We start from the raw sequence: 25,990 nt of genomic DNA, 5'->3' as shown, positions 1-25,990 counted from the left end.
GTGGCAATCGAGGAACGGGACGCGGGCCCGACGACCGCCGCGCCGGCGCGGGAGCCGTTCGCGGTCCGTCCGGTGCTGCTCGTGGCGGCCGCCACCGCGGTGCTGCTGGTGGCGTCGAGCAACCGGTACGGCTACCACCGGGACGAGCTGTACTTCCGGCTGCTGGGTCAGCACCCGGCGTGGGGCTACGTCGACCAGCCGCCTGCCGTGCCCTTGCTCGCCGGGCTGACGCGTGTGCTGTTCGGGGACCACCTGTGGGCGTTGCGGCTGCCCAGCGCGCTCGCGGTCGCCGGTGCCGCGATCCTCACCGCGCTGCTGGCCCGCGAGTGGGGCGGCGGCCGGGCCGCGCAGGTGCTGGGCGCACTCGGCGTGGTGACGGTGTTCCCGCTCACGGCCGGGCACGTGCTGGCCACCGCGACCCTCGACCTGGTGCTGCATGCGGCCGTGCTGCTGTGCGTGGCCCGGGCGTTGCTGCGCGACCCTCGCTGGTGGCTCGCGGCCGGGGCGATGGTCGGAACCGGCCTGTACGTCAAGGACCTGATCGTGGCGACGCTGCTCTCGGTCGGCGTCGGCCTGGTGCTCGTCGGCCCGCGCCGGGTGCTCGCCTCGCGCTGGCTGTGGGCCGGAGTGCTTCTCGCGCTCGTGGTCGGTGGGCCGAACCTGGTCTACCAGGCCACCCACCACTGGCCGCAGATCACGATGGCCGGCGCGATCGAACGGGACAAGGGCGCCGACTCCCGCGTCTCCTTCGTACCAGTCCAGCTGATCATGCTGGGGCTCTTCATGGTTCCGGTGTGGGTGGCCGGCCTGGTGCGGCTGCTGCGTGAACCAGGGCTGCGGCCGGTGCGGGCGCTGGCGGTCGCGTATCCGGTGGCGTGCGTGCTGGTGCTGGTCACCGGAGGGCAGCCCTACTACACCCTCGGCCTGATGCTGGCCCTGTACGCGGCCGGGTGTGTGCCGGCGGTGCGGTGGTCGGCACGCGGGCGGCGGCGCGGCCGGGTGGCCTGGTTCGCCGCCGCGCTGGCGCTCAACGTGGCCATGTCCGCGCTGGTCGCGCTGCCGCTGCTGCCGGTTCGCGCGCTCGTGGCCGGCCACCTCGCCGACGCCAACCAGGTCGTCAGCGACCAGATCGGCTGGCCGGCGTACGTGCGCCAGATCGCGGACGTGTACCGAGGGCTACCGCCCGCCGACGCGTCCCGGGCCGTCATCGTCACCGCCAACTACGGTGAGGCGGGTGCGCTGGACCGCTTCGGCACCGGCCTGCCGCCCGTCTACAGCGGACACAACGAGCTGTGGTTTCTCGGCCGGCCGGCGGACGACCGGACGGTGGTGATCCTGGTCGGTTTCGCGGACGCCGGACCAAGACTGGCGTGGTTCGGTTCGTGCCGGGTCGCGGCACGCCTGGCCAACGGCGTCGGCATTCCCAACGAGGAACAGGACAACGACATCAAGGTGTGCCGCGGCCCGTCCCGGCCGTGGTCGCGCCTGTGGCCCGACCTCCGGCACTACGACTGATCTCCCGTGCGGGGGCGTCCCGCCGACGATCATGCGGCTCGCGCGCGGCCGGCCCGACAAGGCCGGCCGGCGCCGGCCGTCGCGGCCAGCGGCCCGATCAGGCGCACTGTCGCGACGGCAGCACCGGCCATCACTTCCCCTCGTCGTGCGAGTCAGCCTAGGGCGGCCGGCTGGGAGGCTCATCGGTCGCGAGGCTGAACGTGGGTCCTCCGTACGGACCAGTCCAGGTCGCCGCGGGCCAGACCAAAGGATCGCGGCGACCGGATGGTCACGCAGGTACCCGCTGGTACCCGCTCTAGCGCGCCTGGTCGAACGGGACGGTCAGGCAGGCCAGGCGCGCACCGGCCATGCCCGCATGTCCGTGCCCTCTGCTCGTGCCGTGCTCGTGGATGACGACTGCCGCGGCGTCCTTGGCGGTGATCGGCCAGTAGACGGTGCTGACCGCGTAGCCGACCCCGTTGGCGTCGGTGCGGAAGTCCAGCCAGATCTCGTTGCGCGGGTTGGCGTACCTCGGGTCCACCGACGGCTTCACCGGGTCCTCGACGAACTGCACGTGTGGGCCGGCGGCCGCCGGGACGCTGCCGCAGCTGTTGACGTGGACGTGGGCGCCGTACGTGCGCCGGGGGACCAGACCGGTCACCGCGAGCACCGTGGTGGTGCCGAAGGGCCAGGTGTAGGCGGCCACTGCCGCCTGGGCACCGACCGGCACCAGGGCCGGGTCGTACGTCAGCGCGTTGCCGCCCCCGTCGACGGGCCCGAACCGGCCGATGGCGATGACCGGACGGTCGAGGGCGGCTCGCCCGACCTGGGTGGTCCGGGTGGTCTGGGTGACCCCGGTGACGGACCGCGCGATCGCCGGGGCCGAGGGGTCAGCAGAAATTCGTGTCGCCCCCGCGGCCGCCGCGGCGGCGGAGGGGACGGCAGTCGTGGTGGCGGCCATCGCGACCGCGGCCACGATCAGTGACAGCGTGACTGCGTACCGTTTCATGGGGTGGTTGTAGCACGCCCGGCGAGGTCCGTTGGGAAGGCGCGCACTGGCCCCGGCCGTCGCCGGGGCCTGGTTCGCGACATGCCATAGGGTCGAGCTGCGATGAACCGAACAACGCCGGGCGAGCGGCACGAGGACTCGAGCTACCAACCCTCCGATGTCGAACGCTGGGTGGGCGAGCCGCCGAAGAGCGCCGGCCGCACGCCGTTCGCCCGCGACCGAGCCCGCGTCCTGCACTCGGCCGCGCTGCGCCGGCTCGCCGCCAAGACGCAGGTGCTCGGTCCGGGGATCCACGACTTCGTCCGTACCCGCCTCACGCACACCCTCGAGGTCGCGCAGGTGGGCCGCGAGCTGGGCCAGTCCCTCGGCTGCGACCCCGACGTGGTGGACACCGCCTGCCTGGCGCACGATCTCGGCCACCCGCCGTTCGGGCACAACGGCGAGGCCGCGCTGGACGAGGTGTGCGCGGAGGCGGGCGGATTCGAGGGCAACGCGCAGACGCTGCGGCTGCTGACCAGGCTGGAGGCTAAGACGTTCGCCGACGACGGCGCGGGCCGCAGCGCGGGCCTGAACCTCACCCGGGCCTCCCTCGACGCGGCGACGAAGTACCCCTGGCGACGCGGGGACGGCCCGCCGGAGCTGGGCGGGAAGTTCGGCGTGTACGACGACGACCTGGAGGTCTTCGGCTGGCTGCGGGCCGGCGTGGACCGGCGCCGCTGCCTGGAAGCCCAGGTGATGGACTTCGCCGACGACGTCGCGTACTCCGTGCACGACGTGGAGGACGGGGTGGTGTTCGGCCGGATCGTGCTGTCCGCGCTGGCCGACCGGGCCGAGCGATCCACCGTGTGGGAGGTCGTCCGCGACTGGTACCTCCCCGGCGTCGAGGACGCCGAACTCGACGAGGCGTACGACCGGCTGCGTGGTTTCGGCTACTGGCCGCAGACCGACTACGACGGCGACCGGCGCTCGCTGGCCGCGCTGAAGGACCTCACCAGCCAGCTGATCGGGCGGTTCTGCCTGGCCGCCGAGCAGGCGACGCACGCGGAGTACGGCCGCGGCCGGCTGGTCCGCTACCGCGCCTCCCTCGTCGTACCCCACGAGACCCGGGTGGAGATCGCCGTCCTGAAGGGGATCGCGGCGACGTACGTCATGCGGTCGGCCGAGCGCGTCGCCCTGCTCTCCCGGCAGCGGGAGGTCGTGCACGGGCTGGTGTCGGCGCTGCGGCGCAGCGCGCCGGACGGGCTGGCGCCGGCGTTTCGGGCCGACTTCGCCGCCGCGCCCGACGACGCCGCCCGGCTGCGGGTCGTCATCGACCAGACCGCGTCGCTGACCGACGCGTCCGCGGTGGCGATGGCGCGTTCGCTGCGGCCCTGAACCGCACGGGTTCGCCGGACGTGACCTGGTCGCCGGGTCACTCGGGGCCACTCCGGGTCGTTGTGGTTTCGGCCAAGCGGCCGGTTCCCGCCGAGATCCTGCTCCGCCGGGCCCGGCTGTGGCACGGTTGGAATCCCGTACGCGAGCTTTCGAAGGAGTCCGCCGCATGGCTGAGCAGACCGGACAGCAGACCTATGTCGTGATCGGCGGGGGACTGGCCGCGGCGAAGGCGGTGGAGGCGCTGCGGTCGGAGGGTTTCACCGGCCGGGTCGTCCTCGTCGCCCGCGAGTCCGAGCTTCCCTACGAACGCCCGCCGCTGTCCAAGGGAGTCCTCCTCGACGCCGACGACCCTGTGACGGTGATCACCCACGACCAGGCGTGGTACGACGAGCAGCGGATCGAGCTCCGGCTCGGCGTCGCGGTGCGGCGGCTGGACCCGTCCGCGCACGAGGTGGTGCTGGCCGACGGCGAGCGGCTTCGCTACGACAAGGCCCTGCTGGCGACCGGCTCGGTCGTGCGCCGGTTGGACGTGCCGGGTGTCGACCTGGCCGGAGTGCACTACCTGCGGACCCTCACCGACTGCCTCACGCTGAAGGAGACCCTTGCCGCCGCCGACCGGGTGGTGGTCGTCGGCGCCGGCTGGATCGGCCTGGAGACCGCGGCCGCGGCGCGTCACCACGGCGCGGAGGTGGTGGTGGTCGAGCCCCAGCCGGGCCCGCTCTACACCGTGCTCGGACCGCAGATGAGCGAGGTGTTCGCGCGGCTGCACCGCGACCACGGAGTGGACTTCCGGTTCGACACCTCCCTCGCGGAGATTCGCGGCGACGCCGGGAAGGTGACCGGCGTGGTCACCGGCGCGGGGGATGAGCTTGCCGCGGACGCGGTGATCGTCGGCGTCGGCGTGGCACCGGACGTCGAGCTGGCCGAGGCCGCCGGCCTGGACGTCGACAAGGGCGTGCTCACCGACGAGCGGCTGCGTACCTCCGACCCGGACGTCTACGCCGCCGGCGACGTCGCCCGGTGGTACTCGCCGACGTTCGGCCGCCGGCTGCACGTGGAGCACTGGGCCAACGCACAGGACGGCGGGGCCGCCGCGGGCCGGGCAATGCTCGGCACGGACGCGCCGTACGACGCGGTGCCGTTCTTCTTCAGCGACCAGTACGACCTGGGCATGGAGTACTCCGGGGACATCGGACCCGACGGGTACGAGGACGTGGTGGTGCGCGGTGACCTGGCCGGGCGGGAGTTCGTGGCGTTCTGGCTGCGCAAGGGCAGGGTCGTCGCCGGCATGAACGTCAACGTCTGGGACGTCCAGGACGCCATCCAGGCGCTGATCCGGTCCGGGCGCGAGGTCGACCCGGGCAAACTCGCCGACGCCGAGGTGGACCTGGACGCGGTCTACGCTTGAGCCGGGACGCTCCGGACGCCGGTCGCCAGGGGGACGGGTGTGAGGGGCGGATTCTTCCGCGGAAGAATCCGCCGCTCACACCACGTCACACCACGCGGCGGTCGACGTCGGCGAAGTGGCAGGCCGACGGGTGTCCCTGCCCGCGGTCGACGAGCGGCGGCTCCTGCTGCGCGCAGATGTCCTGCGCCTTCCAGCAGCGCGTACGAAACCTGCACCCGCTCGGCGGGGCGGCCGGGCTCGGCACGAGCGGTTGCCGTGTTCTGCGTTCAGGCCCACCAACCGGAGCAGCTCGGCCACCCGGGCCGGTTGAGCGAGGCGTAGGGGTCCTGGAAGACGATCTGCAGGTCCCGGCGTACTCCCTGCATCGCCCGCCACCCAAGAGTCGTCAGCTCCTTGCCGGAGAACCTCACCGACCCGCTGGTCGGGGCGTGCAGCTGCAGGATGGCCCGCCTGGTGGTCGACTTGCCGCAGCCGGACTCGCCGACCACGCTGAGGGTCTCACTCGCGTCCACGTGCAGGGACACCCCGCTGACCGCCTGCACCTGGCCGACGACCCGGCGCAAGAAGCCCTTGCCCCGAACGGGAAACGTCTTTCACCAGGTCGGTGACCTCGAGCAGGTGGGACCGCGGCGCTGCCGGGGCCGGCGAAGTGTCCCCGGCGGTCGCGGTGGTGGTCCCTGGGGTGTCGTGACCGCTCCCCTCGCTCTCGGTCCGGAAGAACTCCGTCGGGTCGGGTGGCTGTCGACCCGGCGCCGTCGGGCTCGTCGGCGTCCGGCCGTAGACTCCGACTCATGGCCGGCCGGATCCGCGACGACGACATCGCGCTGGTCCGGGAACGCACCCGGATCGACGAGGTCGTCTCGCAGTACGTCACGTTGCGCCCCGCGGGCACCGGCTCGCTGAAGGGGCTGTGTCCCTTCCACGACGAGAAGTCCCCGTCGTTCAACGTCCGCCCCCAGGTCGGCGCCTACCACTGCTTCGGCTGCGGCGAGGGCGGCGACGCGATCTCCTTCCTGCAGAAGATCGAGGGCCTCGGGTTCGTGGAGGCGGTCGAACGACTCGCCACCCTCGCCGGCGTCCAGTTGCGCTACGTCGACGGCGGCCAGCCCGAGCGGCGCCAGCCCGGCACCCGCGCACGGCTGATCGAGGCACACCGAGCCGCCGCGGAGTTCTACGAACAGCAGCTGCACTCCTCACCCGACGCGGCGGCCGGGCGCACCTTCCTCGCCGAGCGCGGATTCGACCGGGCGGCGGCGGAGCACTTCGGCGTCGGATTCGCCCCCCGCGGTGGCAGCGCACTGCTGAGCCACCTGCGCGGACGCGGCTTCGCAGACGACGAGCTCGCCACCGCCGGCCTGGCCGCCACCAGTGCCCGCGGCCGCTACGACCGGTTCCGGGGCCGGCTGGTGTGGCCGATCCGCGAGCTGTCCGGTGACGTGGTGGGGTTCGGCGCGCGCCGGCTCTTCGACGACGACCGGATCGACGCGAAGTACCTCAACACCCCGGAGACGCCGATCTACCACAAGAGCCAGGTGCTGTACGGCGTCGACCTGGCCCGCCGCGACATCGCCCGCAAGTCGCAGGCGGTCGTGGTCGAGGGCTACACCGACGTGATGGCCTGCCACCTCGCCGGCGTACCCACCGCGGTGGCCACCTGCGGCACGGCGTTCGGGGAGGATCACGCCCGGGTGCTGCGCCGGCTGCTGCTGGACCACGAGGAGTTCCGCGGCGAGGTGATCTACACCTTCGACGGCGACGAGGCCGGGCAGCGGGCAGCGCTGAAGGCGTTCGAGGGCGACCAACAGTTCGTGTCGCAGACCTACGTCGCGGTCGAGCCGGACGGGCTGGACCCCTGCGACCTGCGGCTGAAGCACGGTGACGCGGCGGTCCGCGACCTCATCGCCCGCCGGATCCCGCTGTACCGCTTCGTCCTGGAGCGGGCGCTGGCCCGGTTCGACCTGGACCGCGCCGACGGCCGGGTGGACGCGCTGCGGGCCACCGCGCCGTACTTCCGTTCCGTACGCGACCGCGCCAAGCTGATCGCCTACTCCCGCGAGCTCGCCGGCATGCTCGGCATGGACGTCGAGGAAGTGCGGTCGGAGGTGGCCCGCGCAGCCGGTGCGCCCGCTCGCGCGGGCAGTGGCCCCGGATCCGGCGGCGCGCGCGGCGACCGGGCCGGACGTGGACGCGTGGCGGCGTCGGAGCCGAGCCCTGCGCGGAGCGTGCCCGAAACCCCGCTGCCCGACCCGCGGGACCCGCGGCTGAGCGCCGAACGCGAGCTGCTCCGGCTGGTCGTCCAGGCGCCGACCGTGGTGGGTCCGGAGTTCGACGCGCTGGAGGAGAACGTCTTCACCCATCCCGCCTACGTCGCGGTGCGGCAGCTGGCCGCGGACGCCGGCGGCGTCGGCACCTCCGCCGGTGGCGACAAGTGGGTGTCCGCACTTGCCGAGCACGCACCCGACGACGCCGTACGCCGACTGGTCACCGTGCTCGCCGTGGAGCCGCTGCCCGCGTCCGGTGCCCCCGAGCGGCGCTACGCCAGTTCGCTGCTGGTCCGGGTGCAGGAGCTCGCGGTCGCCCGCCGCATCGCCGATGTCAAGTCCAAGTTGCAGCGGATGAACCCCGTGGAGCAGACCGAGGCGTACAACAAGCTCTTCGGTGAGCTGGTCGCGCTCGAACAGCACCGCTACGGGCTGCGCGAACGCCTCGGCTGAGCTGCCGGCGCTCCTCAGGGCGTGCTCTTGCCGGCTCGCTGGTCGGCCGTCGGGGTGGCCGGGACCGGACCGGCCCGGCCACCGGCCGCCACCTACCGCACGGGCGGGTTGGCGGCAGCGGTTAGTTTCTAGGCATGCCGAAGGTCGCCGGAGTCGACTCCTCCACCCAGTCCTGCAAGATCGTCGTGGCCGACGCCGACACCGGTGAGGTGCTCGACGAGCGGGTCGCCGCACACCCGGAGGGCACCGAGTGCCCGCCCGAGGCGTGGTGGTCGGCGCTGCGGGAGGCGGCCGAGGGGCTGCTGGACGACGTGGCCGCGATCGGAGTAGCCGGCCAGCAGCACGGCATGGTCACCCTGGACGAGGCCGGTGAGGTCGTCCGCCCGGCACTGCTGTGGAACGACACCCGGTCCGCGGCCGCGGCCCTGCGGCTGGTGCAGCTGCTCGGCCCGGCCGGATGGGCCGAGGCGGTCGGTTCGGTGCCGCTGGCCAGCATGACCGTGAGCAAGCTTGCCTGGCTGGCCGAACACGAGCCGGGCAACGCCGAGCGCGTGGCCCGGGTGCTGCTGCCGCACGACTACCTGACCTGGGAGCTGTGCGGACGCCCGGACCAGCCGGTGACCGACCGCGGCGACGCGTCCGGCACGGCGTACTGGTCCCCGGTCACCGGCGACTACCGCACCGACCTGCTCCAGCTCGCGCTCGGCCGTACGCCCGAACTCCCCAAGGTGCTCGGCCCGGCCGAACCCGCGGGCGAGACGGGCTCGGCCGGCCCGAACGGCGTCCTGCGCCCCGGCACGCTGGTCTCGGCGGGCACCGGCGACAACATGGGCGCCGCGCTCGGCCTGGGCATCGAGCCCGGCGACGTGGTGGTCTCGCTCGGCACCAGCGGCACCGTCTTCGCCGTCCACGACAAGCCGTCCACCGACGCGAGCGGCATCGTGGCCGGCTTCGCCGACGCGACCGGCCGGTTCCTGCCGCTGGTCTGCACGCTGAACGCCGCCCGGGTGCTCACCGCCACCGCGAACATGCTGGGCGTCGACCTGGCCGGACTGGAGCGGCTGGCCCGCGAGGCCGGTCCCGGTGCGGGCGGACTGGTGCTGCTGCCCTACCTCGACGGCGAGCGCACCCCCAACCTCCCCGACGCGGCGGGCTCGCTGCACAACCTGCGGCGCGACACGATGACACCGGCCAACCTGGCGCGGGCCGCGGTCGAGGGCATGCTGTGCGGCCTCGCCGACGGGCTGGACGCGGTGCGGGCGCAGGGTGTGAACGTCCGCCGGGTGCTGCTGATCGGCGGCGCCGCCCGTTCGGAGGCGGTGCGCTCGGCCGCGCCGACGGTGTTCGGCGTACCCGTCACCGTCCCGCCGCCGGCGGAGTACGTCGCGCTCGGTGCGGCCAGGCAGGCCGCATGGGCGCTGGCCGGTTCGGCGGCGCCGCCGTCGTGGAGTCTCGGCGAGTCGGTGGTACGCGACGACGTGGACGAGGCCGCCGGCGAACGCATCCGGTCGGCGTACGCGCAGGCGCGCACCACCCTGCATCCGCACGGCTGACCGGCAGGCCCGGCGTACCCCCGACATGCGGGGAAGTTGACGCGACTCGCCGGAAGACATTCGGTTGGTCACAAGGTGTGTGGTTGGTGTCGCGCTTGGTGGGGAAGGTGCCTGTTTCGGGGAGGCACAATGGTGATGAACTCTGCCGACGTCGGCGCCCGTCGACGGCTGATCGTGATGCAACGCCTGCGCGAGCGGCGTCGCCGCCTCGGACTGACCCAGAAGCAGGTGGTCAGCCGGTTGGGCCGGCTCGGCGTCCTCACGACGAACAAGGCCCTCAGCAGCCTGGAGCACGGTGCCGGACTGGACGTGGCGAAGCTACCCGAGCTCGCCCACGCCCTGGAGTGCACGGTGACGTATCTCCTGGGCATGACCTCGGACCCGCGTAGCTGGGCACCGGACACCACGCCGGCGAGCCAGCAGCAGGGTCCCCGTGACCAGGCCGCGGCCGCCGCGAACCGGCCGAGGGTGCCGGGCGCGGTGCCTGCCGGGGCTCGGCCGGACTGGGCCCGCCGACCTGACCTGGCGCGGCGCCCGGCGGCCGCCCCGGGCCTGGTCAACGCACATCCGCCCGCCCGTAACCCACCACCGTCCGCCTGACGGGTCGCGCGGTCCGGGCGCCTCCCGGACCGCGCGGACTTCTCCGTGGGCGGGCCCCTCCGTGTGGGGTCAGCCCGACCAGGAGCGGTGGGCCCGGGTGACGATGTCCAGGACCAGCTTCGCGGCGGGTCCCACGGCGTTCTCCACCGCGGGTGACAGGCCGATGCCGGTGCCGATGTCGCCGGGTTCGCAGCCCACGACCACGACCCGGGCGACCTGGCGATGGATGGCGGGTACGAGCGCCAGTACGCCGTCGGGCCGCGGGTAGGGTCCCGCGCCGGCCGCGTCGTCGGCGGCCTCCACGACGTACAACGTGCCCGGCGGGCCGTCGCGGTGCAGGGCGTCGACGAGGACCACCAGGCCGTACCCGTCGAGGTGTTGCGCGGCGAGGTGCCGGCCGCGGATGCCGTAGTCGCGCAGGTCGACCGGCGCGGGCAGCGGATCGTGGGCCAGCCGGTGGATCACCGCGACGCCGAAGCCGTCGTCGGCGCAGAAGACGTTGCCGACTCCGGCGATCAGGACGCGACCGCCGGCGCCGCGGTCGGTTCGTTCGTGGTCGGATCGTGTGCGGCCGGTTGGTTCGCGGCCGGATTGTTCCGGGTGGTCTGGCGGATGGACCACTGCGCGCCCCCCGCGTCGCCGACGTGCCGGTTTCCCGGTCAGCGTACGTCCGGGCGGTGATCGCCACGGCGGGAACGCGCGACCTCACAGCCGGCCGGAGCGGCACCCGGATGGCTGGTTCCGGACGCGGTCGGTGTTACTTCCCGGCAGGCGGAAGCTTTGCCTTGACCCCCGGTGCGCCGCGGTCCTAGTTTGTTCGGACCCTGAACGAAATGGGCGACCCTAATCCGGCCGAAACGCCGGCCAGCGGTCCTCGCCCACGACGGGCCCGTACTGGAGGATCCGTGAACGGCGCGACCAGGCAGCTGCCGGGCCGGGCCGATCATGCCGCCGTACGCCGGGCCAACCTGGCCGTGGCCGTCCGGGCGTTGCGTGCGGGCGAGCGAAGCCGCGCCCAGCTCGCCGCCGACACCAGCCTCACCAAGGCCACCGTCTCCAGCCTGGTCACCGAGCTCGCCGGTCGCGGCCTGGTCCACACCGCCAGACCCACCACCACCGCTGTCGACGCCGCCCCTGCCCCCAACGCCTCCAACGCCCGGGCGGGCGCGGTGGGCCGGCCGGGTCAGCCGGTCGAGCTGGCGACCGGGCGGGTGCTCGCGATCGGGGTGGAGCTGAACGTCGACTACCTGTGCGGTGTCGTACTCGATCTCGGCGGCCGGGAGCGGGTGCTGACCCGGACGGCGTTCGACGTCCCGGCCGGCGTGGACGCGACCGCCGACGAGGTGGCCCGGCTGGTGACCGAGCTCGCAGACCGGGCGCTGGCCGACTCCGCGTTCGCCACCGCGAACGACCCCGCCGTCCTGGCCGGCGTCGGCGTGGCCGCACCGGGACTGGTCGACGGCACCCGCGGGACCGTACGAGTGGCGCCCAACCTGCGCTGGCGCGACGTACCCCTGCACGACCTGCTCGCCGATCGGCTGGCCGGCCACGTGCTGCCGTGGCTGCCGGGGGAGTCCCGGCCCTGGGACGACCGGCTGTTGGTGGACAACGAGGCCACGCTGGCCACACTCGCCGAGTTCGCCGGTGACGGCGGCCCGGACGAGCGTGACCTGGTGCTCGTCACCGGCGGTGTCGGGGTCGGTGGCGGCCTGGTCGTCGACGGCCGGCTGGTTCGCGGCAGCGGCGGGTTCGCCGGCGAGGTCGGTCACCTCGCGGTGGCGCCGGACGGTGACCGGTGCGGCTGCGGCCGCCGCGGTTGCTGGGAGACCCTGTGCGGGCTCGGCGCCCTGCTCGACCTGGCGGCACCGCCGAACGACCCGGTGCACCGGCACGACCTGGACCTGGACGAACGCCTGGACCTGCTGCTCGACCGCGCCCGTAACGGTGACGAGCGCACGCTGACGGCGTTCGACCGGGTGGGCCGGGCGCTCGGGCACGGCGCCTCGATGCTGGTCAACCTCACCAACCCGCGGGTGCTGGTCCTCGGCGGCTACTTCGCCAGGCTGGGGGAGTTCCTGCGCCCGGTCGTGGAGTCCGAGCTCGCGGCCCGCGTCGTCGCACCGGACGCCGGCGGGGTCCGGGTCACGTTGTCCCGGCTCGGGCTGGCGGCGGCCGCGACCGGTGCCGCCCACGCGGTGCTCGCCCCCGTCCTCGACGACCCGACGCTGGTGCCACCCCTGACCGGCCAAGCCTCGACGGCCGCCCAGTCCCCGACGTCAGCCGTACCCGAAACACCAACTCTCGCAGAGGAGATCGGATGACCGACTACACCCCGACCCGTGAGGACAAGTTCTCCTTCGGCCTGTGGACCGTGGGCTGGGAGGGCGTCGACGTGTTCGGCTCCGCGGTCCGCGCCCCGCTGGCGCCGGCCGACGCGGTCAACAAGCTGGCCGAGCTCGGCGCGTACGGCGTGACGTTCCACGACAACGACGTCTTCCCGTTCGACGCGACCGCGGCGCAGCGGGCCGACCACGTCGCGGCGTTCCGCAAGGCGCTGGACGAGACCGGGGTGACGGTCCCGATGGCGACCACCAACCTGTTCGGTCACCCGATCTTCAAGGACGGCGGGTTCACCGCCAACCACCGCGACGTACGCAGGTTCGCGATCCGCAAGGTGGCCGAGAACATCGACCTGGCCGTCGAGCTCGGCGCGAAGGTGTACGTGTGCTGGGGCGGCCGGGAGGGCGCGGAGTCCGGTGGCGCCAAGGACGTCCGGGTCGCGCTGGACCGGATGAAGGAGGCGTACGACATCCTCGGCCAGTACGTCCTGGACCAGGGGTACGACCTGAAGTTCGCGGTGGAGCCGAAGCCGAACGAGCCTCGCGGCGACATCCTGCTGCCCACGATCGGGCACGCGCTGGCGTTCATCAACGAGCTCGAGCACCCGGAGATGGTCGGCCTCAACCCCGAGGTCGGGCACGAGGAGATGGCCGGGGTCAACTTCGCGCACGGCATCGCCCAGGCGCTGTGGCACGGCAAGCTCTTCCACGTGGACCTGAACGGCCAGCACGGCCCCCGCTTCGACCAGGACCTGCGCTTCGGCGCCGGCAACCTGCGTGGTGCGTTCTGGGCGGTCGACACGCTGGAGAACGGCGGCTACGACGGTCCGCGACACTTCGACTTCAAGCCGCCACGGACCGAGGACATGGAAGGCGTCTGGGAGTCCGCACGCGGCTGCATGCGCAACTATCTGATCCTGCGGGAGAAGTCGCGGGCGTTCCGCGCCGACCCGGAGGTGCAGGCGGCGCTGGCCGCGTCGAAGCTGGACGAGCTGGCCCGGCCGACACTGGCCGAGGGGGAGACCCTCGCCACCCTGCGCGAAGAGGATTGGGACGACGCGCGGATCGAGGCGCTGGCCGAGCGTGGGATGGGCTTCGAGCGGCTCGACCAGCTGGCCATGGACCACCTGCTGGGGGTGGCCGGGTGACGTTCGCACGCGTTCGCGGTGTGCTGAGTGGGTTCGACCGATCGGACGAGGGAGTACGTACGCATGACAAGTAAGCCAACGCTCGGCGTGGGCATGGTGGGCTACGCGTTCATGGGCCAGGCCCACTCACAGGCCTGGCGGACCGTGAACGCCGCCTTCGACCTGCCGTACGCCGTCGACATGGCGGCGCTCGCCGGCCGCAGCGAGGACAAGGTGAAGGCCGCCGCCGAGAAGTTCGGGTGGCGGTCCTACGAGACCGACTGGCGGGCGCTGGTCGAGCGGGACGACATCGGCCTGGTCGACGTGTGCAGCCCCGGCGGCAACCACGCCGAGGTGGCGATCGCCGCGCTCGCCGCCGGCAAGCACGTGCTGTGCGAGAAGCCGCTGGCCAACACGGTCGAGGAAGCCCGGGAGATGGTGAAGGCCGCCGAGGCCGCCGCGCAGAACGGCGTCCGCTCGATGGTCGGCTTCAACTACCGGCGGGTGCCGGCGGCGGCGTTCGCCCGTCAACTCGTTCTTGACGGCAAGCTGGGCAAGATCCGGCACATCCGCGCGGTCTACCTGCAGGACTGGATCACCGACCCGGAGTTCCCGCTGGTGTGGCGGCTGAAGAAGGAGGAGGCGGGCTCGGGAGCGCTCGGCGACATCGCGTCCCACATCGTCGACCTCACGCAGTTCGTCACCGGCCAGACGGTCACCGGCGTGAGCGGGCTGACCGAAACCTTCATCAAGGAACGCCCGCTGGTGGCGTCCACCGAGGGCCTGCGTGGGACCGGTTCGTCCGAGCGCGGCGAGGTGACCGTCGACGACGCCGCGTTGTTCATCGCCCGGCTGTCCGGCGGCGCGGTGGCGACGTACGAGGCGACCCGGTTCGCGACCGGCCGCAGGAACGGCCTGCGGATCGAGCTGAACGGCGAGAAGGGCTCGCTGGTGTTCGACCTGGAACGCCTGAACGAGCTCGAGCTGTACCTCTCCGACGACGACGCCACGACGCAGGGCTTCCGGCGGATTCTCGTCACCGAGGCCGAGCACCCCTACATGTCCGCGTGGTGGCCGGCCGGGCACATCATCGGCTGGGAGCACAGCTTCACCCACGAGGCGTACGACCTGGTGACCGCGATCGCCGCGGGCACCGACCCGGCACCGACGTTCGCCGACGGACTGCAGGTGCAGCAGGTGCTCGAAGCCGTCGAGCGCAGCGCCGAGTCCGGCTCCGGCTGGATCCCGACCACCGACAACAGCTGAGCGCAGGAGGAGAGCATGCCCCGTCCCGTCACCCTGTTCACCGGCCAGTGGGCCGACCTGCCCTTCGAGGAGATGTGCCGGCTCGCCTCCGAGTGGGGCTACGACGGCCTGGAGATCGCCTGCTGGGGCGACCACCTCGACGTCTGGAAGGCCGCGGAGGACGACAAGTACGTCAAGGCCAAGCTGGACACGCTGGAGAAGCACAACCTCAAGCTGTGGGCGATCTCCAACCACCTGAAGGGCCAGGCCGTCTGCGACGACCCGATCGACGCCCGGCACAAGGACATCCTGCCGGCGAAGATCTGGGGCGACGGTGACCCCGAAGGCGTCCGTCAGCGGGCCGCCGAGGAGATGAAGATGACCGCCCGGGCCGCCGCCCGGCTCGGCGTCGACACGGTCGTCGGCTTCACCGGCTCCTCGATCTGGAAGTACGTCGCGATGTTCCCGCCGGCGTCGGAGGCGCTCGTCGACGCGGGCTACCAGGACTTCGCCGACCGGTGGAACCCCATCCTCGACGTGTTCGACGAGGTGGGCGTGAAGTTCGCACACGAGGTGCACCCGAGCGAGATCGCCTACGACTACTGGACCACGGTCCGCACCCTCGAGGCGATCGGCCACCGGCCGGCGTTCGGGCTCAACTGGGACCCCAGCCACTTCGTGTGGCAGGACCTCGACCCGGTGGGCTTCATCCTGGAGTTCAAGGACCGGATCTACCACGTGGACTGCAAGGACGCCAAGCGCCGGGTCGGCAACGGCCGCAACGGCCGGCTGTCCTCGCACCTGCCGTGGGGTGACCTGCGGCGCGGCTGGGACTTCGTCTCGACCGGCCGCGGCGACGTCCCGTGGGAGGACTGCTTCCGGGCGCTGAACTCGATCGGGTACGACGGCCCGATCTCGGTGGAGTGGGAGGACGCCGGCATGGACCGGCTGATGGGTGCTCCCGAGGCCCTCGCCACGGTGCGGGCGCTGTGTGAGATCGAGCCGTCCGCGGCGTCGTTCGACGCGGCGTTCAGCTCCGAGGGCTGATCCACCCGGGTCCACCAGGATCCACCCGGGGTCCAGTTCCCGGGATCTTGTTCCGGACGTACGGCGAGAGGCCGGGGCCGCGCGACGAGCGCGGTTCCGGCCTCTTTCTCGTGTGCGTCGCACGGCCGGTGTGACATTTCGATGTGCGGGGTAGCTCCTCCTTCGGCGCAAATCGCAGGGCACATTCCCTTTGCCCGTTCGTCGTGGGGGAGCCATGAACCATCACGGATCGACCGGATCGCGCATCCCTGGGCGGTTCGTCCCGGCCGTGGCGCTGGCCGCTCGCCGCGTGCTCCTCGGCATCGCCGTACCGGCGAGTCTGGCCGTCGCGGGATGCGCTCTGCCCGGAACGAGCACGGAGGCGCTGGCCGCGGCTCCGCAGGCCCGCTCGGCGCCCGGTCCGGTCTCGGGATCGGTTGCCGGCTCGGTTGCCGGCTCGGTCGCTGGTTCGGTTGCCTGGCACCGGCTGCCGTTCTGGTACGCCCGGGACGGGTACGTCGCCCGGGAGGTCAGCGGCACCCAGCGTCCGTTCCGCAGTGGCCAGGTCACTCCGCGGGTCGACCGGGGAATCCACGACGCGCACGGCGTCCGGATGGTGGTGATCGCGGGCAGGCAGTACGACCACCCCAACTTCCAGGCCAACTACGGCCTGGAGAACCTCGAGTCGTACGAACTCACCGGCGACCGCCTCTACCTCGACCGTGCGCTGGCGCAGGCGCGACGGCTCCGCGACCGCCGGGTGGTCTCCGGTGGCGCGTGGTTCCATCCGTACGACTTCGACTTCACGCTGCACCGTGACTCGACCGAGGTGATGCACGGGCCGTGGTACAGCGGGCTGGCCCAGGGCAAGGTGCTCGCGTTCTTCACGGAGCTCGCCCGGGTCACCGGCAAGGCGAGGTGGCGGAAGGCCGCCGACTGCACGTTCGCCGGCTTCCTGCAGCCGCCGGACGCCCGGGCGCCGTGGGTGACCCTCGTCGACCGCAACCACCTGCTGTGGCTGGTGGAGTATCCGTTCGGCTCACCCCGGCAGGCCGACCTGGTGTTCAACGGCCACCTGTCGGCGACCTTCGGCCTGTGGGACTACTACCAGCTCACCCACGACCGGCGCGCGCTCGCGATGTACGACGGCGCCGTCACCACGGTCCACCGTTACCGCGATTCGCTTCGGGTCCGGGGCGGCTCCTCGATCTACTGCCTCACCCACCACTCCGTGGCGACCAGCAGCTACCACCGGATGCACTCGCGCCAGCTGATCCAGCTTTCGTTGCTGACCGGGAGCAGCGAGTTCGCCCACCTGGCGCAGGCGCTGGTCGGCGACAGCCCGTACCCGATCCTGAGCCGGCCGTACGTGGTCGACTTGGCCGCCGGGCGACACGTGGGCTTCTCCTACGACGTCGCCACGGGGAAGGTGACCGGTACCCGCACGGTGACGCTGAAGCAGGCGACCACCGGCACCACGGTCCGGCGGATGCGGCTGCAGGGCCGCGGTATCTACTACCGCATGGGCACGGGCAGCCCGCTGGTCGGGACGTGGGTGCCGGAGCAGGCGGGGCTGAGCATGATCCGCGGTTTGGTGAGCACGGTCGACTTCCGCACCGACCGGCATGCGTCGCTGGTGGCCGGCAGGACCTACACCGGACACAAGTACGACAGTGCCGGCAACCGGATCGCCACCGTCAAGGTCATCGCCCGCGCCAACGTCGGCGTCACCTACGACGCCGCCGCCTGGATCCGTGCCGTACCCCACCTTCGGATCAGCAGCGGACGACTCCGGGGCTACTGGGTCGCGCAGGCCCGGCTGGCGAAGGTGGCCTGAGCTCACCGGTCCCGGTCCGCCCGCGGTTCGGCAACGCTTCGAGCACTCCGGCCACGGTGCGGCCCGGTCAACCTCGGTCAGGCCGTGGTCCGGCCCGGGAGCGGTCTCGGTGCGGCTCCGGTACGGCCCGGAAGCGGCCCGGAAGCGGCCCGGAAGCGGCCCGGAGTGGTTGACCGGCTGTACCAGAACCCGGCCCGATGCGGGAGCCGTCGGCGCGAACTGTGCCGACGTCGGTCATTGCTCCATGAGTATCTCCAAATGCCTAACGTAACTACCGCGGGACAGGCACACTGGATCACGCCGATCTTCCCCAGGGGAGGAGATGTGCCGTGCCGGTCTTCGTGCTCTTGTCCACGGCTCTTCGAGCCGACGCATCACCGCCAGAAAGCCCGGGTCCGGGTGGGCACTCCCAGGGAACCACCGACGGAGGGCCCGACCGTTCCGGTGACACCGACGGACAGCGTGGTCCGTTCGACGCCGACGCCGCCCGGGACACCGGGCAGCTCGTCACGGGGTCGGCCACGCCGACCGCCGACACCGCTGCCGAGTCGATCGGGTCGGGTCCCGCCGGGGCCGATCCTGCCGACCGGCCGGCCGAGTCGACCGGGACCGGTGAGTCTGCCGAGTCCGCCCAGCCTGCCGGGGCTGTCGGGTCCGTCGAGTCCACAGCATCCGCCCAGTCGTCTGAGTCCGCAGCGGCCGCCGAGGCCACGGAGGAGGAGCTGCCCTCCCTGGACGAACTCAGTGACCGGGCGCCGGACCTCGTCCGCCAGTACCTCCGGGAGATCGGCCGGGTCCCCCTGCTGTCCGCGCAGGAGGAGGTCGACCTCGCCCGCTCGATCGAGGCCGGCCTGTTCGCCGAACGCCACCTCGCCGAGGGTGGACCCGTGCAGGCCACGCAGGCGGAGCTGGAGATGCTGGTCCTGCTGGGCCGGGCCGCAAAGCGGCACCTGATCGAGGCCAACCTCCGGCTGGTCGTCTCGGTGGCCAAGCGGTGCACCGGGCGCGGCCTGCCGCTGCTGGACCTCATCCAGGAAGGCAACCTCGGCCTGATCCGGGCGGTGGAGAAGTTCGACTACACCCGGGGCTACAAGTTCTCCACGTACGCCACCTGGTGGATCCGGCAGGCGATCTCCCGGGCGATCGCCGACCAGTCCCGGGCCATCCGGGTGCCGGTGCACGTGGTGGACGCGATCAACCGCGTGCTGCGCGCGCAACGCCAGCTGTTCCAGCAGCTCGGCCGGGACCCGCTGATCGAGGAGGTCGCCGAGGTCGTGGGACTGGACCCCGATCGGGCCAGCGAGTTGCTGCGGCTGGCGCGGGAGCCGGTGTCCCTGCACACCCCCATCGGTGAGATGGAGGCGTCGGAGCTCGGCGACCTGATCGAGGACCTGGACGCGGTGGCCCCGATGGACGCCGCTGCCGCCTCGCTGATGCGCGAGCACATCGAGTCGGCGCTGGCCCAGCTGGGCGAGCGGGAGCGTTACGTCGTACAGATGCGGTACGGCCTCACCGACGGGCAGATCCACACGCTGGAGGAGGTCGGCCGCAGGTTCGGCGTGACCCGCGAACGCGTACGCCAGATCGAGGCCAAGACGCTGGCCAAGCTGAGGGGCGGAAGCTGGGCGCCGGGCCTGCGGGAGTATCTCGCCTGAGGCCGGGCTCTGGGGTCGGGCTCTGGGGTTGGCTCTGGGGTTGGCTCTGCGAGGCGGGACCAGGACGACGTGGGCGCCGGGCGGTTCGGTCGATGCCGGACGGCCCGGCGCCCACGTGTGCCCGCTACCGTGAACCCGTGCGTCGTCGGCAGACTCCTCCACGCGAGGTGAAGAACGCCCTGGCCCTGCGTCACCACGAGCGGATCCTCGCCGCCGCGCGGACCGCGACCGAGGAGTGGGTGGTGGCCACCGACCGGCGGCTGCACCTGCCCGAACCCAGCGGTGCCGGCACCTTTGCGGGCATCCCGTGGGAACAGGTCGAGCATGCCGAATGGGACCGCGAGGAAGAGGTCCTGCGGGTCACCGCCGCCGCGCCGCTCGGGCAGCCGATGCCGACGTGGCGGCTGCGGTTCGACCCGCCCGACCAGCGCCTGCTGGGGCTGATCCGCGAGCGCATCACCGCGAGCGTGGTCACCGAACGGCACGTGCCCCTGCGGGGCCGCCTCGGCGTACGGGTGATCGCCCGCCGGCCGCCCGCCGGTGATCCCGACGCGGCCGACGGGGGGCTCGTCTGGGCGCTCGCCTTCGACGAGGGGCTGGACCCGAACGACCCGGACGTCCTCGACGCCGCCCACCGAGCCCTCGCGACCGTTCGGGCGGAGATCGAGCCGTGAACCCGCGGGCGGTCAGGCCCGTTGTGACCATCGTCGTGCGCACCTTCGTGCTCGTCGTCGTCCTCACCGTGATGGCCGCACTCGGCGCCTGTACGCCCAGCGCGGGTGACCTGACCGCCCCGACCGCCCGCCCCGGCGACACGCCGACCTCCGGCGGGCAAGCCGGTCCGCCGCAGAGCCCGCCGCCGCGCCCGCGCGGGCCGTCCGGGTGCGCGGTCACCGGCGGTCCCGGCGGTGGCGGCGACGCCGGCTCGAAGGTGTCGTACGAACAACCGCTCTCCGCCGAACAACCGCTCTCCGGCGAGCAACCCCTGGCCGCGGACAGAGCGCCCCAGCCGGCCGGCCGGGCGGCCCCGTGGAAGGACCGGCCCACGGTCTCGTTGTGCTTCGACGTACGGTCCGACCCGCGGGTGGTCCGGGGCTCGGAGCAGGTGACCTTCACGCCTGACCGGCGTACCTGCGAGATCGTCTTCCGTGCCTGGCCGAACAAGCCGGAGACCGCGCGGGCCGGCAACCAGCTCGAGGTCACCTCCGCCGCCGTGGACGGCCGCAGGGAGATCCCGAAGGTCGAGGCGGCCGGTGCGCCGCCGGGTTCGCCGGGCACGCTGGTCAGGCTGCCGGTCAGCCGCTGTGTGGCCGCCGGGCGGACGGTCCAGGTCGACCTCACGTTCACCTTGACGGTTGGGGAGAACACGCCCGAGCGTGTCGGCTACTCACCCCGGGACGGCACCGTCTGGCTGGGCACGGCGTACCCCCTGCTCGCCTGGCAGCGCGGCAAGGGGTGGGTGACCGACCCCGCCGTCGACCTGTTCGGCGAGACCGTGACCAGCGAGGAGTTCCGGCTGCGGCGGCTCGACGTGGTGGCGCCCGCCGGCGACCAGGTGCTCGGCACCGGGCAGGCGGTCGGCAGCATGCCGTCGACGAAGGTGCGGGGGAGTGTGGTGCACCGGTTCCGGGCTGAGTCCGTGCGCGACGTCAGCCTCACGGTGGGGCGACTGCGGGTGGAGAGCCGCGACGTGGACGGCGTACGCGTGCACGTCGGGGTGCCCGATGGTTCGGTCGCGTCGGCGGGAGAGTGGGCCGACGCGACCGCCGCCGCGATCCGGGCACTGTCGTCCCACCTGGGGCCGTTCCCCTACCGCGACCTGTGGGTCACCGTCGCCGCCTCCGTTGGCACCGGCATCGAGTTCCCCGGCTCCATCCAGTTCGGCGACGTCTCTCCGACGCGCTACCCCGAACTCGTGCCGCACGAGGTGGCGCACATGTGGTTCTACGGGCTGGTGGGCAACGACCAGGCCCGCGACCCGTGGCTGGACGAGGCGCTCGCTGAGTACGCCGAGACGCTGGTCGACGGGACCGCTGCCCGGTCGATGCGGTTCCAGGCACCGTCCAGGGTGCGCGACCGGGTGGGGGAGTCGATGTCGTGGTACGCCGCGCTGCACGACCCCGACCTGTACGCCGCCGGGGTCTACCGCCAGGGCGGCGCGATGCTGCACCGGGCGCGCCAAGCCGCCGGACCTGCGACGTTTGACCGGCTTCTGCGCGGCTACCTGAATGCCAACGCGCACCGGATCGCCACCCCGCGTGACTTCGCCCGGGCGTTCGCGAGCCGGCCGAAGGTGATCGCGATCCTTCGGGAGTACGGCGCGATCCCGCGCTGATCCCGCGCTGAGCCTGGCGTGGTGCCGTAGTGAAACCGGGGTGATCCAGCGCTGATCCCGTCGTGATCCACGGGTCCCCGCCGACCCCGCCCCGGGTCGTGCGACGTGATCTGGGGGGCTGCTAACGTATGCGTGGCCGGGGTCGCCCGGCCACGCGATCCCGCGTAGCTCAATTGGCAGAGCGTCCGGCTGTTAACCGGCAGGTTGCTGGTTCGAGTCCAGCCGCGGGAGCGCCACGAGAATCCCCCGCCCGGTGGTCGTGCCGGTCGGGGGATTCTGCTTTTCCGGTCCCACCCCACCCGTCGGGTTGCGCTCGCGTTCTGCCGGCGTTCTGCCCGCGGATGCGGTTCTCGACATCTGCCGGTCGGCCAGGGCTGGTCCGTGTACGCTCGCTGGCACAGCGCCCGGCCCGGTCACCAGCCGTGTCTGCCGTCCACGCCCAGCCGTCTATCGACGCGTGGCTTGTCGTAGTGGGTTCAGGGAGGTCATCCATGGCGGTTCCCGACCTCCGTTCGGCGGTCTTCGCGACGAAGTACGCCATCCTGATCGACGTCGGGTACCTCTATGCCGCGACCGCGGAGGTTCTGTTCGGCGCCCGCGAGCGCCGCGAATACCGCGTTGCCGCCGACGAACTCATCCAGGCCCTGCAGAAGCACGCTGTCGAACGGCTGCCGGGCGAGCTCCTCCGGGTCTACTGGTACGACGCCGCGCACGACCGCGTACCCACCGTCGACCAGCGGGTGATCGCAGCCCTGCCGATGGTCAAGCTCAGGTTGGGAAACCTCAACAAGCAGGGGCAGCAGAAGGGCGTCGACGCGCAGATCCGCGCCGACCTGGACGCGTTGGCCCGACACGGTGCGGTGACCGACGTCGTACTGCTGGCCGGTGACGAGGACCTCGTGCCCGCGGTCGAGGCCGCGCAGGCTTATGGCGTACGCATCCATCTGTGGGGCGTCGAGCCGTCCTTCGGCAGCAACCAGGCCGAGCGGCTGGTGTGGGAGTCGGACTTCGTAGAGGTGCTGTCGGCCGACCTGCTTAGGCCGTACGTACGACAGGCACATCCGGTGCCCGCCACCGGGTCGTCGCCCGCGTCGGCAGCTGCCCCGGCACCCGCCTCGGGTTCGGCTCCTGCCTCGGGTTCGGCTCCTGCCTCGGCGCCGTCGACGGCCGGGGGCATGGCGGCGCCGGCGCAGGACGCTGCCACGACGGACGCGGCGGGCGCGGGGACGCCGGCACCGGGCACGACTCCGCGAGTGCCGGCGGCCGGGCAGGCAGGCACGCCGACGCCGGCGCAGGTGTTCGCCGGCCGGTCCGGAACGACCACCGCCGTCGCGGGGACCGGGTCGGTTCGCCCGCCGAGGACCGACTCGCCGAACGCCGCACCCGCGCACGGTCCCGCGGCCGGCCCGGCTACCCCCTCCACGACAGCCGACGACGCCCCGTCGATCGGTGCACAGGGTGCGGGGCCCCGGCTCGGCCCGGAACGGAACGCCGTCGAGGAGGTCGGCGAACACGTCGCGCAGAAGTGGATCCTGACCCGTGGCCGCGACTACGTGCGCGACCTGCTGCCCGGTCCGATCCTGCCGACCGTCATCGACAGCGAGCTGCTGGTCGAAGCGGAGAAGGAACTCGGCCACTCGCTGCGTCCGTACCCCGAGGCACGGGTGTGGCTGCGGGACGGCTTCTGGGCCCGGCTCGGCCGCGAGTTCGAGCTGGCCGACCACGGCGAGCGCGCGGACCGAGGCGACCGCGCCGAGCATGCCGAACGTAGGCAGGCCAAGTAGCGGACGCGTTCCGGCCAGGCGCTAGGCTCAGCGGGCGGTCGCGCACGCGACAGGCACGGGGCGGTAGCTCAGCCGGTTAGAGCAGGGGACTCATAATCCCTGGGTCGCGGGTTCGAGTCCCGCCCGCCCTACCCCGGTTGACCTGCGAAGATCGCATCTGGTGACCGAGTTTGGTGTCCGTTTTGCCCCTTTCCGTGGTGCGGGTTAATCCCCTGGTCACCGTTATCCAGGGCCTCATGCGTTCGCCGTAGCCACACAACCGCACGGATGCAATCAGCCCTGAACCCAAAATACTTCCGTCGGGCGTGAGGAGCCTGGCGTCGGTTCCGCGCATGTCTGCAGCGGCGTCGTAGGCCGCCAAGCCGAATGCCGGTTTGAGCGGCCTCATTGGGACCGACGTGGCGATACCCCTTGCATCGCCCGGCGTTTCGGTCCATCGCGACCTCAAGCTCTGACCTCCACGGCGGATCCTCACCGCTCCAAAGTCGCTTCACCGGGTACGAGCCACATGAGGTGTCCAGCCGCCGGGCCTCGCTCGAGGCAGCCTGGATCGGGTCAAGCTCGCCTTGCGGCTGACCGAGCACGAATGCGAACGCCACCAGTTCGTGCACTGCATCAGGGGCTGGCCTTCGCTCGTACCCGGTGGGTGGCTCGCGGGCTGGGGCACCTGGCTGGCGAACGGGAACCGCTTGGCGGACTGGTCGATCAGGGCCTGTTGTGCGCCGCGATCGTGGACCGGCTCACCTTCCACGGCACCATCCTCCAGACCGGCACCGACTCCTACCGGCTCGCGCACACCAAGCAGGAGATCGCAGCATAGAAGTAGCCGTGCTGAGCGCAGCGCAAGCCGATGCCGGTACGTCTCGACTCTCTACTGCGCCCCGGACCAGGAGCGCACCTGCCGGGCGAGGGCCGCCACGTGCTCGGGAGGGGTGGTCTTGACGATGCCGTGGCCGAGGTTGAACACGAACGGGCCCTCAGCCAGGCTACGCAGTATGCGATCCGTCTCGGAGTGCAGCGCCGGACCGCCGGCGACCAGGAGCTGTGGGTCAAGGTTGCCCTGGACGCACCGGCCAAGTTCGCGTTGCACCTTCTGCGCAGCCCATCCGAGCGGAACCGTCGAGTCGAGCCCGACACAGTCCACGCCCGTAGCCTGGGCGAACCCGTCGTAGGCCAGCCCGGCACCGCGCGGGAACGCGATGATCGGAACGCCCGGATGCTTGGCCTTCAGCGCCGCCACGATGGTGGCGACCGGCTTCACGCACCAGCGCTGGAACAGCGGGCCTGCGAGGATACCTGCCCAGCTCTCGAACAGCTGGATCGCTTCGGCACCTGCCTGGACCTGCCGGTCCAGGAACTCGATGATGGCCCCGGTCAGCAGGTCGATCAGGGGTTGGAAGCCGACCGGGTCGCTCAGCGCCCACTGTTTCACGACGGCGTGCTCCGTGCTCCCGCCGCCGCGCCCCTCGACCATGTATGTGGCCACCGTCCAGGGCGCACCCGCGTAGCCGATCAGCGCCACCTCCTCAGGCAGCGCGAGCGTGAGCTGCCTGACGGTCTCATAGATCGGGGCCAACTTCTCGTGCAGACGGGATGCGCTCAAGATCTCGGTGATGTCGGACCCGGAACGGACCGACGGCGAGAGAACCGGGCCATCACCGACGCGGTACTCCAAGGTCTGACCCAGCGCGGCCGCGATCTGCGGCAGGTCCGCGAACAGGATCGCCGCATCCAAGGGGAAGCGGCGGATCGGCTGCAAAGTGACTTCCACCGCGTGCTCGGGCGAGTTACACAGGCCCACCATCCCACCGGCGGCTTCCCGAACGCCGTGGTACTCCGGCAGATAGCGCCCCGCCTGCCGCATCAACCAGATCGGCGGCCGCTCCGTACGCTCACCCGCGAGCGCACGCAACAGCAACTTCTTCGGCCGCGCCCCCTCGGATACATGATCCAGATCCGCGTCCACTCGAGCAACGGTTTCCACGCTCACCAGTCCTATTCAGACCGCCCAGTCGGCCCAGTCGGCACGCACCGCCAGCTTTGGCGACGAGCGCCGACAGCCTACCCAGGGGCCGCCAGCTCAAGGCCGAGACCAGCACATCGACTGCTCAACCAGCGATGAAGCCAACCCACCGCACGGTTCACAACTGCGCTGGTCCCGACCGCTGGGCCAAATCAGAGCGACAACCCTGGGCCACAACAGCTTCACGCGGTGAGGTGCCCGCGATCTGGTTCAGGCGAGCGGTCGCACCGCGTAGCCAGTCCCGGAACGTTGTAGCGGGTGTCGTTGCCGCCTGGGTTGATGTGCAGGATGACGCTCTGCGGTCGTACCTCGGCAGAATTTTGAGCCTGACCTCTCTGCTCCAGAAACCCGTGCGGTGGGAAAGCCGGGTCGAACTGATCGCCGGCGGTGATATCCGAATGCCTCGGGTTGTGGCCGGTGAGGCTTCGCTGACACAGTTTCGTGGTTTGCCGAGAATTCCTGCTCGG

At 72.0% G+C, this 25,990-nt stretch carries 21 protein-coding genes and 2 tRNA genes; 18 read left to right on the top strand and 5 right to left on the bottom strand.

The genetic code is table 11. The features are described from left to right. A complete protein-coding gene (locus F4554_RS17815) occupies positions 1–1,515 on the top strand; it encodes a glycosyltransferase family 39 protein (protein ID WP_202889336.1) in 1,515 nt (504 codons plus the stop codon). Between the two features lie 295 nt (positions 1,516–1,810). Here F4554_RS17815 and F4554_RS17810 read toward each other — a convergent pair whose 3' ends face one another. Then, positions 1,811–2,503 (bottom strand): superoxide dismutase, encoded by a 693-nt coding sequence (locus F4554_RS17810; RefSeq protein ID WP_179788615.1) that lies wholly within the window; start codon positions 2,501–2,503, stop codon positions 1,811–1,813. Between the two features lie 102 nt (positions 2,504–2,605). Here F4554_RS17810 and F4554_RS17805 point away from each other — a divergent pair, with 102 nt between their 5' ends. Together F4554_RS17805 and F4554_RS17800 are read left to right on the top strand one after the other, a co-directional pair. Then, complete coding sequence (locus tag F4554_RS17805; RefSeq protein ID WP_179788614.1) at positions 2,606–3,877, top strand: deoxyguanosinetriphosphate triphosphohydrolase; 1,272 nt, start codon at positions 2,606–2,608, stop codon at positions 3,875–3,877. A gap of 166 nt (positions 3,878–4,043) precedes the next feature. Continuing rightward, positions 4,044–5,285: an NAD(P)/FAD-dependent oxidoreductase gene (locus tag F4554_RS17800; RefSeq protein WP_179788613.1), complete on the top strand. Its 1,242-nt coding sequence runs from the start codon at positions 4,044–4,046 to the stop codon at positions 5,283–5,285. Between the two features lie 85 nt (positions 5,286–5,370). Here the strand turns inward: F4554_RS17800 and F4554_RS33660 are convergent, their stop codons facing one another. Together F4554_RS33660 and F4554_RS32265 are read right to left on the bottom strand one after the other, a co-directional pair. Beyond that, positions 5,371–5,529: an oligopeptide/dipeptide ABC transporter ATP-binding protein gene (locus tag F4554_RS33660; protein WP_337796086.1), complete on the bottom strand. Its 159-nt coding sequence runs from the start codon at positions 5,527–5,529 to the stop codon at positions 5,371–5,373. Positions 5,530–5,551: 22 nt separating this feature from the next. Further along, on the bottom strand, positions 5,552–5,848 hold the full coding sequence (locus F4554_RS32265; protein ID WP_238341328.1) for an ATP-binding cassette domain-containing protein: 297 nt from the start codon (positions 5,846–5,848) through the stop codon (positions 5,552–5,554). A gap of 228 nt (positions 5,849–6,076) precedes the next feature. Between F4554_RS32265 and dnaG the strand changes: the two genes are divergently transcribed. From dnaG to F4554_RS17780, 3 genes are all read left to right on the top strand, one after another. Further along, entirely contained in the window at positions 6,077–7,999 is a 1,923-nt protein-coding gene (gene dnaG / locus F4554_RS17790) for a DNA primase (protein WP_179788612.1), read from the top strand. Between the two features lie 134 nt (positions 8,000–8,133). Then, positions 8,134–9,552, top strand: coding sequence for a xylulokinase (xylB, locus tag F4554_RS17785; protein ID WP_179788611.1), 1,419 nt, complete (start codon positions 8,134–8,136; stop codon positions 9,550–9,552). Positions 9,553–9,681: 129 nt separating this feature from the next. Further along, positions 9,682–10,152: a hypothetical protein gene (locus tag F4554_RS17780; RefSeq protein WP_179788610.1), complete on the top strand. Its 471-nt coding sequence runs from the start codon at positions 9,682–9,684 to the stop codon at positions 10,150–10,152. Positions 10,153–10,221: 69 nt separating this feature from the next. On the opposite strand, the gene F4554_RS17775 is transcribed toward F4554_RS17780, so the two are convergent. Beyond that, a complete protein-coding gene (locus tag F4554_RS17775) occupies positions 10,222–10,773 on the bottom strand; it encodes a hydrogenase maturation protease (protein ID WP_179788609.1) in 552 nt (183 codons plus the stop codon). A 284-nt stretch (positions 10,774–11,057) separates the two neighbouring features. Here F4554_RS17775 and F4554_RS17770 point away from each other — a divergent pair, with 284 nt between their 5' ends. From F4554_RS17770 to F4554_RS33100, 12 genes are all read left to right on the top strand, one after another. After that, complete coding sequence (locus F4554_RS17770) at positions 11,058–12,473, top strand: ROK family protein (protein WP_202889335.1); 1,416 nt, start codon at positions 11,058–11,060, stop codon at positions 12,471–12,473. Continuing rightward, positions 12,470–13,639: a xylose isomerase gene (gene xylA / locus F4554_RS17765; RefSeq protein WP_179788607.1), complete on the top strand. Its 1,170-nt coding sequence runs from the start codon at positions 12,470–12,472 to the stop codon at positions 13,637–13,639. Before F4554_RS17770 ends, xylA begins: the two co-directional genes overlap by 4 nt. Positions 13,640–13,702: 63 nt before the next feature. Then, entirely contained in the window at positions 13,703–14,884 is a 1,182-nt protein-coding gene (locus F4554_RS17760) for a Gfo/Idh/MocA family protein (RefSeq protein WP_179788606.1), read from the top strand. A 15-nt stretch (positions 14,885–14,899) separates the two neighbouring features. Next, complete coding sequence (locus F4554_RS17755) at positions 14,900–15,910, top strand: sugar phosphate isomerase/epimerase family protein (protein ID WP_179788605.1); 1,011 nt, start codon at positions 14,900–14,902, stop codon at positions 15,908–15,910. A gap of 214 nt (positions 15,911–16,124) precedes the next feature. After that, a complete protein-coding gene (locus tag F4554_RS17750) occupies positions 16,125–17,726 on the top strand; it encodes a D-glucuronyl C5-epimerase family protein (RefSeq protein WP_179788604.1) in 1,602 nt (533 codons plus the stop codon). A gap of 329 nt (positions 17,727–18,055) precedes the next feature. Beyond that, complete coding sequence (locus tag F4554_RS17745; protein ID WP_337796085.1) at positions 18,056–19,381, top strand: sigma-70 family RNA polymerase sigma factor; 1,326 nt, start codon at positions 18,056–18,058, stop codon at positions 19,379–19,381. Between the two features lie 137 nt (positions 19,382–19,518). Beyond that, a complete protein-coding gene (locus F4554_RS17740) occupies positions 19,519–20,055 on the top strand; it encodes a hypothetical protein (protein WP_179788603.1) in 537 nt (178 codons plus the stop codon). A gap of 23 nt (positions 20,056–20,078) precedes the next feature. After that, positions 20,079–21,716, top strand: a complete 1,638-nt coding sequence (locus tag F4554_RS33655; RefSeq protein ID WP_179788602.1) for a M1 family aminopeptidase — start codon at positions 20,079–20,081, stop codon at positions 21,714–21,716. A 158-nt stretch (positions 21,717–21,874) separates the two neighbouring features. Next, positions 21,875–21,947, top strand: a tRNA-Asn gene (locus F4554_RS17730). Between the two features lie 260 nt (positions 21,948–22,207). Next, a complete protein-coding gene (locus F4554_RS17725) occupies positions 22,208–23,500 on the top strand; it encodes an NYN domain-containing protein (RefSeq protein ID WP_179788601.1) in 1,293 nt (430 codons plus the stop codon). Positions 23,501–23,557: 57 nt separating this feature from the next. Then, positions 23,558–23,631, top strand: a tRNA-Ile gene (locus tag F4554_RS17720). Positions 23,632–24,086: 455 nt separating this feature from the next. Beyond that, positions 24,087–24,320 carry a hypothetical protein gene (locus tag F4554_RS33100; RefSeq protein WP_272955884.1) on the top strand — a complete coding sequence of 78 codons (234 nt, stop codon included), beginning with the start codon at positions 24,087–24,089 and terminating at the stop codon, positions 24,318–24,320. Between the two features lie 51 nt (positions 24,321–24,371). On the opposite strand, the gene hemE is transcribed toward F4554_RS33100, so the two are convergent. Further along, complete coding sequence (hemE, locus tag F4554_RS17710; RefSeq protein ID WP_202889334.1) at positions 24,372–25,490, bottom strand: uroporphyrinogen decarboxylase; 1,119 nt, start codon at positions 25,488–25,490, stop codon at positions 24,372–24,374. Positions 25,491–25,990 lie beyond the last annotated feature (500 nt).

It is taken from the genome of Actinopolymorpha rutila, assembly GCF_013407855.1.
Taxonomy (GTDB): Bacteria; Actinomycetota; Actinomycetes; order Propionibacteriales; family Actinopolymorphaceae; genus Actinopolymorpha; species Actinopolymorpha rutila.
This window is presented reverse-complemented; position numbering and strand designations above follow the sequence as displayed.